The 8781-nt window shown below is 32.5% G+C and carries 10 protein-coding genes; 4 read left to right on the top strand and 6 right to left on the bottom strand.

All coding sequences use genetic code 11. The annotated features are described in order from the left end of the window. Positions 1-312, bottom strand: a 312-nt coding sequence (locus tag ABX784_RS13670) for an MBL fold metallo-hydrolase (RefSeq protein ID WP_372655616.1), incomplete at its 3' end; no start/stop codon positions are given. Positions 313-586: 274 nt separating this feature from the next. Between ABX784_RS13670 and ABX784_RS13665 the strand changes: the two genes are divergently transcribed. Further along, complete coding sequence (locus tag ABX784_RS13665) at positions 587-928, top strand: rhodanese-like domain-containing protein (protein WP_372655615.1); 342 nt, start codon at positions 587-589, stop codon at positions 926-928. Between the two features lie 12 nt (positions 929-940). On the opposite strand, the gene ABX784_RS13660 is transcribed toward ABX784_RS13665, so the two are convergent. Together ABX784_RS13660 and ABX784_RS13655 are read right to left on the bottom strand one after the other, a co-directional pair. After that, positions 941-2338: a dihydrolipoyl dehydrogenase gene (locus ABX784_RS13660; RefSeq protein WP_372655614.1), complete on the bottom strand. Its 1398-nt coding sequence runs from the start codon at positions 2336-2338 to the stop codon at positions 941-943. Positions 2339-2539: 201 nt separating this feature from the next. Beyond that, positions 2540-3406: a substrate-binding periplasmic protein gene (locus ABX784_RS13655; protein ID WP_372655613.1), complete on the bottom strand. Its 867-nt coding sequence runs from the start codon at positions 3404-3406 to the stop codon at positions 2540-2542. 208 nt (positions 3407-3614) lie between these two features. Here ABX784_RS13655 and ABX784_RS13650 point away from each other — a divergent pair, with 208 nt between their 5' ends. Further along, a complete protein-coding gene (locus ABX784_RS13650; RefSeq protein ID WP_372655612.1) occupies positions 3615-4115 on the top strand; it encodes a shikimate kinase in 501 nt (166 codons plus the stop codon). A gap of 11 nt (positions 4116-4126) precedes the next feature. Here the strand turns inward: ABX784_RS13650 and ABX784_RS13645 are convergent, their stop codons facing one another. From ABX784_RS13645 to ABX784_RS13635, 3 genes are read right to left on the bottom strand one after another with little or no spacing between them, the layout of a single operon-like run. Next, positions 4127-4810: an endonuclease I family protein gene (locus ABX784_RS13645; RefSeq protein ID WP_372655611.1), complete on the bottom strand. Its 684-nt coding sequence runs from the start codon at positions 4808-4810 to the stop codon at positions 4127-4129. A 38-nt stretch (positions 4811-4848) separates the two neighbouring features. Next, a complete protein-coding gene (locus tag ABX784_RS13640; protein WP_372655610.1) occupies positions 4849-5118 on the bottom strand; it encodes a hypothetical protein in 270 nt (89 codons plus the stop codon). Beyond that, positions 5118-6743: a protein-glutamine glutaminase family protein gene (locus tag ABX784_RS13635; protein WP_372655609.1), complete on the bottom strand. Its 1626-nt coding sequence runs from the start codon at positions 6741-6743 to the stop codon at positions 5118-5120. Before ABX784_RS13635 ends, ABX784_RS13640 begins: the two co-directional genes overlap by 1 nt. A 142-nt stretch (positions 6744-6885) precedes the next feature. On the opposite strand from ABX784_RS13635, the gene ABX784_RS13630 reads away from it, so the two are divergent. After that, complete coding sequence (locus ABX784_RS13630) at positions 6886-7677, top strand: LamG domain-containing protein (protein ID WP_372655608.1); 792 nt, start codon at positions 6886-6888, stop codon at positions 7675-7677. Between the two features lie 209 nt (positions 7678-7886). After that, a complete protein-coding gene (locus ABX784_RS13625; RefSeq protein WP_372655607.1) occupies positions 7887-8576 on the top strand; it encodes a hypothetical protein in 690 nt (229 codons plus the stop codon). Positions 8577-8781 lie beyond the last annotated feature (205 nt).

The following is an 8781-nucleotide window of genomic DNA, read 5'->3' as shown; positions in this document are numbered from 1 at the left end:
GAAGCTTCCTTTAATTAAGGCAGGAAAGTCTGCGCTGTGATCAACATGAAAGTGAGTAAAGAGTATTGCCTGAAGATCTTCAAACTTTGCTCCCGATTGACTAAAACTCGTACTCGTTCCTGGGCCAGTATCTATAAGGACCCTTGCCTTGTTTTTGTACCAAATTATATAGCTACTAGAGTTACGCCCGTCATCTAATTCTGGGCCTCCTGATCCAAGGATTTGAAGCCTTACGTTATGACTCTGACATTGTGCTAAAGTTTTTACTGAGCTGAAAGCGATAATGTTTAGAATTACAATTATTTTTAACATGTGTTTCTCTATGGAAAAGTAGTTTAAGACCTTATTTCTAGAATATATATAAAGAGTATTATTGCGTAATAACATATCTTTTCAAATATTATATTATACATCTACCTTTTCGATATCTATTAAATTAATGTTAGAATTCCTAGGTGGATTTATAAGAAGGGAACATTGAAATTATTTTATTACTCCTAACTTATATAAATTGAATAACAAACTAGTATAATATGAGGTTAAATTGAATTCGGAATTTATATTTAAGATTTCTAAATATTGGCCAGTGCTAATTATTATAGTAGTTGTTACTATAAAAATTTATCGATCAAAAGTTTCTAAAAAAGAAATGGATGCTATAGAGGATATTGATACTATCCAATTCGTTGATGTCAGATCAAAAAATGAATTCTTAGCTTATTCTTTACCAAAGAGTACTAATATTCCAGTAAACGCTTTAAAGAGAGAGTCGATAAAGCTTAATAAAAATGTACCCGTTGTTGTTTTTTGTGTAACTGGTACAAGGAGTGCTATCGCTAAGGTTATTTTGCGAGCACTAGGCTTTGAAAAAATAATTAATGCTGGAACAGTCAGAAATGTTCAAAAATATCTAAAGAGTAGAAGTTAAAACAGTTCTATTTCAATTTTCCTTTGAATTTAGACAGCAAATTTCTGATACTTGCTTTCCTCCCATATTTTTTGCGAGAGAGCGAAGGGTACTTCTTAAGCTCTCTTCGATTGTTGGATGATAAATTGGCATCTGTAGTAATTCTGATATCGTAGTGCCTTTTTCAATAGCAAGAGCTAGGTAGTGAGCTAAGTGTTCTACTTGGGGGCCAACCATTTCAGCTCCTAAGATTTTTCCAGTAGTTTTCTCTCCATATACTTTCATTAAACCTTTTTCTCCTATCACTTTCGATCTTCCCATTGTGAAGTGATCTTCTGCAACAACAATATTTAGGTTATCTTTAACTTCTAACCATTTTTGTCCAACACTGATAACTTGTGGAGATGTGAAGCAAATACCCATTGGTGTTTTTCTCTTAAAGGATATAGGTTTTCCATTTAATATAGATTCCGCAACCATACGACCTTCATCAGAAGCCTCATGAAGTATTGGTCTAATTCCATTAGCATCACCCGCAATATAGATATTTGTTTCTGGAATATTTAAGTTGAGTGGATTTATATTGAGTGGAAGTCCATCTTTATCACATTGTATATTAATACTTTTAATCATAGTTGAAGGAACGTTACTTCTTCTTCCCATACTTACAAGGACTTTATCTACAATAACCGATTCAGCTCCGTTAGAAACTTCAATTCCTGTGTTATTTTTTTTAAGTTCAACACCAGATCCTAGATGGATTGTAAATTCATTTCCTATTTGTTCGATAGCTTCTTTTGCTACAGAGGGGTCCGTAATCCCTGCTATAGTATTTGATAAATCAAATGCTGTAACTTTTGAGCCTAGACGGTGGAAAGCTTGTCCTAGCTCTAAACCAATAGGTCCAAGACCTATTACAGCAAGTTTTAAAGGTATTTTTTCTAGTTCAAAAACCTCATCACTTGTAATAACTAAATCTCCAAAAGCTTTCCAAGCTTCTGGAACAAAAGGTTTTGAGCCAACTGAAATAATGAAACTCTTTGCTTTATATAGAACGTCATTTACTTTAACAGTATTTTTATCAACAAATATAGCTGTACCGTCAATTTTACTATCGCCGATATTTAGCAGGGCACGATTTGTTCCACTGACAAACTTATCTCTCATAGACCTCATATATGACATGACTTCTTGTGTATTAATTGATCCTATGTCTGAAGTAACTAAGTTTTTATCTTTAAGGATTTTTGCTCTATGGTAGTCCTCTGCTACTTGAATTAGGACTTTAGATGGCATACAACCAACTCTCGCACAAGTTGTACCATAAGAACCGGCATTTATAATACCTACATTTAGTGAGTGGCGAAGTTTTCCGAAAGCAGTAAGTCCTGCTGATCCGGCACCTAATATTAATACATCAAAACTCTTCAAATTCACTCCTTAGTAATACTATCAAATTTTTATATAGAATAACTTGATAGTCTATGATCTATATCAAATTAAATATCTTAATTTTATGTATAGTTTGGAATTAAAAAATATGATTATTCACTTTAATTCTTCAAAGTAATAAGGCTTTCTAAATAAGTGACCCTTTTAAATTTTTGTGTGCTCTTTAATATTCAAGATGTTTTACTTTATACTTCTTAAGCTTTCTAGATCTAGCCAGAATTTAGTACCAAAGTATTTGATGTTTTTGTTATAAATGGGGTTCCCTATATTTAGAAAAACTCTATTTTTAAAGTCCACTTTCATTATGTTTTCCTTATGATGCTTAAGAAATGTCTCATTAAAACTACCATCATTTATGGCAATAATAAGTCCTTCCTCAATTCTTTTTGCAAGTTCTGGATGCTTTTTTGATACAAAAAAGTACATAGGCATTGGTATGTATAAGAGTAGGCTCTGTTCAATTATTATTTCTTCAAATTTTTCTTTAATATTTTCATATTCTCCGAATATTTCATTTACTCCTCTAATGAAGTAGTCGAAGCGTCCAGCATTTAGCATTGTAAACAACCCTTCGTAACTGCTCCCTTCTACTATTTGGAATCCTCCTATGGCCTTTAATACTTGTGTGGTACTCCACTGTGATCCAAGACCTGCTTTTAAATTTATTAAATCATCAACTTCTTTAACATTTGAAAATTTAAAACGATCTTTTTCTTTTATTAATAGCAATCGGTAACTCAATAGGCCCTTTGTTAAAGGAATAAAAATAGGTATTGTCGCTTCCTCCCACTCATTCCTAGTTGGAGCATCATAAACATTTATAGTGCCCGTTTGCATCTCCCTTAAGGCCCTATCCCTTGACATTTTTTCCTTATGCGAAATTTCATAGGGACCATACTTCTTTTTTGTCTTTTCGAGTGACAATGTGAGTAATTCTGAAGCATATCCTCGACGAGAAAAGTCTCCACTTGGAGGAGAGTCTAAGTATATCTTATCTAGTGCATATGAATTTAAAGACAATAGTAGAGAAATAATAATTTGTTTCATACTTACTCATTATTTAGCTATCGTTTATGTTCTGCCGTCTAAAGTATCTATTTTACGCTAGTTTCACTTGATTTATAGATATGAGTTATCATGACATTTTAAGGCTATATTATTAATGAAGTTTGTGTATCATTTTCTTTTATACTTTGAGCTCTTATCTATTATAATTATGTATAAGTTAATTTATTTAAATGAATAGAGGTGTAGGATGAGAAAAATTATTATCTTTGGTAATTCTTCTTCAGGAAAGTCCACTCTTGCTAAGCAATTGTGTCTCGAGAAAGGTTTAGCACACTTAGACCTAGATACTCTTGCATGGGAGTTGACTTCTCCTCCAGAAAGAAGAGCTTTATTAGATTCAAAAGAAGAAATTTTAAAATTTATTAAAAGTCATAACTCTTGGGTTATTGAAGGTTGTTATTCTGACTTAATTAGATTTGCTTTACCAAGTTCGAGCGATATCATCTTTATGAACATTCCAGTGGACTTATGTGTCTCTAATGCTAAGAAGAGACCATGGGAGCCACATAAATATTCTTCAAAAGAAGAGCAAGATTCAAATTTAAGTATGTTAATCGATTGGATTAGACAATACGATAAGAGAGAAGATGAACTCTCTAGACTTGCTCATGAAAAATTATATAAAGAATTTAAAGGACGTAAGCACATGTTTACTGATAATGAGAATAGTATTTTAAGCCTGATTTAATTTTATGTGTATTAAAAGTTATCTATAAAATCGACTAAATTTGAATTCTCTATAAATGGATTAGTGTTCCCTTGTAGAGATCTTATTATTTCATTTCTTTCTAATTCTCTACTATCAACTGGATCTAACGTATTCCACTCTCTAAAGACAGACTCTTGATCTTGATCAATAGGGTAGTTATACCTAATGGAAAAATAGAACATTGCTCTTGCTACATTTCCTTTATGATTATTCTGAGGCTCAAAGCAATCTTGTGCATATTGATCAAACCCTTGAATACTTCCATCCATTTGCCAGTAGTCATATTCTGCATTACAGAATGGAAGGTTAGCTCTCATACTATTTGACTCTTTACTTGTAACAAATAAGTGGTGCATATCACTATTTGCTGGTTGCTCTTTTGCTCCCTTTGATTGAGGCCATGTGTGCTCTATATTTAATTTAAAGTTTTGAACATCTTTCTTTAAAGATAGTTGAGTAGGGTCTTTATAATATCTTTCCTTACATTGACTTGGTGTGTATGCGCTACAAACGACTCCATTGATATTATCTACTGTTGAGAAAAGAACATGCTTCACTACTGAATAGTCTAGGCCGACATGACCTTGTTTCGTGATCTCTACAATATTGTCACGAGTTAATGCTAATGAGTTAAGTGTAAGTATAAATATAGATATTGAGATTAGTTTTTTCATTCTGATTCAATATGTTACTTATGGTCAAATGTCTAAAACTATGGTGATTTTCTCTTTGATTTGCAGTCTGAAATTTCTAACGTATTAATATTCCATTTGATTAGAACAGGTCTTTTTTCATGAATAGAAGTATTCAAACACTTTATATTCTTAGAAGAACTTTTATATACAGCGGCCTTCTCTTTAAATAGTACAAGAAAACTTAGTTTTGACTCCTTTTTTATTGATGTCACTGTTACTTGGCCTATTGATTCTTTTGCATTAGTACTAATGGAAATAGAAAGTAGTAATAGGATTAATAACTTCATTAATACTCCCATTGATCCCACTCCTCATTAGACTGAGGAGATCCACCAAATTCAATCATTGTTTCTTGGGCCATACTTTCTTTATCATACTCAGTAAGCTTATCATTATAATCAGGCCAATAAGGATTTGTATTAGTAACACTGTAACTAGTCTTATTATAGAAAGCTGTGTTAGTTGGAGTAGGGTATGAGACTTGTTGAGTTTCATCAAAGTTGACATTCATTATACTTGCCCACTCTTTGGGAGTGATTGGTTTTTGTGAAATAGAAGGGTCTATAATCATTTCTTGAACCTCTCCATTAGCTCCTTCTACATATACAAGGGGAGCTACATGATATCCCCAATTCATTCCTTTTGCTTGGCCAGGTATTTGGAGGCTACCTCTAAGCCATGCCTTATCTACATGAACTCCCTGATCTTCAAATAGTCGTGCCATAATATGGGCGCGAGCGTAGCACCCATCAATTGTGTAATCCCAAGCTATGTCTTTTCTAAATGCAGCAAGGTCTAGTAGCTCTTGAGCTCTATCCATGCTTATAGTTCTTTTACTCATGACTGCAGTCTCTAGAGCTTTCTTGTAGGCCGGTGGAGAGTAATATGCACCTCTATAGTAGCATGAGCTTCCAGGTATCGATTCGTCATTTATATAGTTACTCTCTAATATACCATTTGCAATATCTATATATTGAAGCATAGAGGCATCTCGAAGGTCTTTTTGAGTCTGATCATATATATCTAAAAACTTATTTATAGTTTTTTGTTCACAACCTCTTAGATTATGAGACAAAGAGCTTTTATAGGCCGGCTCTTTAAGATCATTAAAGAGTCTTGGATTACCTTTAAATTTGGCAGGAACTAACATCTCTGGAGAAAAAACACTTGAATCACTCTCAGTGTAGCTTATGAGTTCATTTCCACTATTGTCATAAAGTCCTAGAACTGTATTTTCTGGTACAGTAAATTGATTACTCTTAAATCCAAAAGACTCGAGTTGTATGAAAAAAGAGCTCTTAGGATTTAAAATTTTCCTTTCAATTCCTTGTGCATCTTCTTCACAGTTAAGTAATGAGCAGTTTTCTCTATTGCTTCTAGTGCACTTAACTTCTTGACCATCTTTAAGCTTTATTCTGAATTTTTTAGATTTTATTTTTTCTTCAATACTTCTTTTCTTTTTTTCAATTTCAAGTTTTGACTCTTTGAAGAATTTATCGAGTCTTTCTTTTCCTGAATTTATTTGTTTTTTATCATTGTCTTTAAAGAAGTCATTATAAAGATATCTCTCATTATTTATGTAATCATTTAATGGACCTTGGTATCTAGGCTTCTCTTCTTCTTCTAGGTCATGTCTGTTAAAGCTTGCTGAAAAGATGGGGGTATCATTTTTATCTGAGATATAATAGACCTCAACAGGACTGTAAGCACCTTTAGAGTCCTTTTTTAGAGCAATGAATTCCCAGTTCTTATTCTTTATTAAAAAATTTTCACCTTCGTCATTTAGGCAATGAAACATCTCTTCTGATTGATCAGAAACACAGTCCTTTAAGTCACCTTCTCCCTCTATACTCACATTGTAGGCAAGGGTAGGTGAGGAGATCAAAAATGTGAAAATAAGTAGTTTTAGCACAAATACTTGTCGGTTCAGTATGAGTTTTATTTAAGTAACATTTTTATCATGTTGATATTATAGGAATATTTAAGAAGAGTTAATTGTCATGCTAAATTATTTTTAAGTAACTGACGATGATTAGTTGAATAAAGGAAATTTAATGAAGGTGCTTGTAGTCTCTCTTTTTTTAACTCTTACAGTCTCTTGTATTAAAGGGGATGCTGAGTTCAACGTCTTACGAGTTATAGAATCTGAATATGATTTAAATGACATAAGAACTATAATAGGTGATCACAGTTCTAGCTTAGTTCATTATTATAAATTTGATTCAAATTTTACAGATTATGGAAGCGCCGGACAAGACGCCATTGAGGTAAGAGACTCTGTTGATCTCAGTGATGGTATTATCCCTTTTGTTGATGGTCAGATAAATAAAGCTTTAAGTTTTGATGGTGATGGAGATCATGCAAATTTTCCTCTAGAGGAACTTGATGTTTTCTCAGTCTCTTTTTGGCACTATAGCTCTTCAGATGAAGAGAATGTGACTCAATATGTATTTGAGTCAGACAGATATAGACTTCATGATAGAGGTGGGCAACGAGTTCAGTTAGAAGTTAAAGGTACTTCGGGGACATCTCGATTTAAATTAGATAGTGCAGATGCCTTTAATGAAAATGAGTGGGTGCATGTTGTTGTCAATGTTAATTTATCAAATCCTTTTCCTGGAGATTCAACAGGGTTAGTTTCTATATTTGTAAATGGATATGAAAAAAGTGTTATTATAGAAAGTGAAGGAAGTGGCTCACTACCTAGTGATATCGTTACTTTCATCGGAAATGCAAAATCAGAAAGTCGTGATCTTGTTGGTATGGTTGATGAGCTTGCATTCTTTAACCGTGCTTTAACTGCTCAGGAAGCTTTGGCCATTTATACTGCTCAGTCTCAATTATAATTTTACTTTCTCTTACACAGATTCATAATTGTAAGAGTATTATAATAAGTGTCTGTGTTTAAAGTATGGAACATAATCTTGTATTGTTATTAAGTTGTACATTGCTTATATATATCTTTCTTTTTATTATACATACAAATATAAATTATCTTAATCATATATTAGATGTTACTTATGTATTATTTAATTAAGTAAAATTTTAGGAAGTAATGAGAACATTTATACTATTCATAATCATTATTTCTTCTAGTGTCCGATCTGAGGAGGTCTTGAATATTTCCTTTGGAGAAGAGCTTCCTCCCTGGATTTCCTTCACTAAGGAAAAAGGTATAATTTATAATATAATTAAGGATTGCCTCAAGGGCTCTAATATTAAGATTAAACCTATTTATGTACCATACTCTAGAAGGCTACCTGAGTATCAAGGTGGTCGTGCCAGTGCTGTATCAGATATAAGCCCCAATATGATAAAGACTTTCAAGTTGAAAGGATACTATACAGGAGAGCTTTATTCTTATGAGAATTTTGCATATACTCTAAAGTCGAACAAAATCAAACTTGAAAAAATCTCAGACTTATCTCAATACTCTTTGATATCTTGGCAGGGAGCTATTGAACATCTTGGAGGAGAGTATGCAGCAATGGCCAAAGCAAACTCTCGTTATCATGAAATATCTAGTCAAAAAACTCAAGTTAAAATGCTCTACTTAAATAGGTATCAAGTTGTGCAGATGGACTCACAAATTTTTGAATACTATAAAGAAATGATAGAGAAAGAAGGGGATATTAACACAAGTTTGGAAATAGAAAGATTTCCTCTTTTTGGCAAAAGTAGAAATGGTGTCCTGTTTAAATCTAAAAAACTTAGAGACTACTGTGTCAATAATCTTAAGAAATAATAGATTAAAAAAAAACTAATATTTTATATGTAGATATCTCCCTAGTCATATAGCATCCACTGACCACTATAAATTATAATACTCTCATTTTAGACACCCTATATCTTGTATCTCTTGATTCACATCCTAATGATTAAAATGGAAAAGTATTCTTTCCATACTTATTTCATACTTTAAAGTTATAATTTCTTAGTAATATCAAAGG

The organism is Halobacteriovorax sp. (assembly GCF_041587335.1).
Classification (GTDB): Bacteria; Bdellovibrionota; Bacteriovoracia; order Bacteriovoracales; family Bacteriovoracaceae; genus Halobacteriovorax.
Note: the sequence above shows the minus strand (reverse complement) of the source record. Positions and strands in the feature narration are given on the sequence as shown.

What these genes read in the sequence shown, in the direction of transcription:
- ABX784_RS13655 (WP_372655613.1), bottom strand. Translation starts at nt 3,406, where the DNA reads ATGAAACAAATTATTATTTCTCTACTATTGTCTTTAAATTCATATGCA.
- ABX784_RS13650 (WP_372655612.1), top strand. Translation starts at nt 3,615, where the DNA reads ATGAGAAAAATTATTATCTTTGGTAATTCTTCTTCAGGAAAGTCCACT.
- ABX784_RS13645 (WP_372655611.1), bottom strand. Translation starts at nt 4,810, where the DNA reads ATGAAAAAACTAATCTCAATATCTATATTTATACTTACACTTAACTCA.
- ABX784_RS13640 (WP_372655610.1), bottom strand. Translation starts at nt 5,118, where the DNA reads ATGAAGTTATTAATCCTATTACTACTTTCTATTTCCATTAGTACTAAT.
- ABX784_RS13630 (WP_372655608.1), top strand. Translation starts at nt 6,886, where the DNA reads ATGAAGGTGCTTGTAGTCTCTCTTTTTTTAACTCTTACAGTCTCTTGT.
- ABX784_RS13625 (WP_372655607.1), top strand. Translation starts at nt 7,887, where the DNA reads ATGAGAACATTTATACTATTCATAATCATTATTTCTTCTAGTGTCCGA.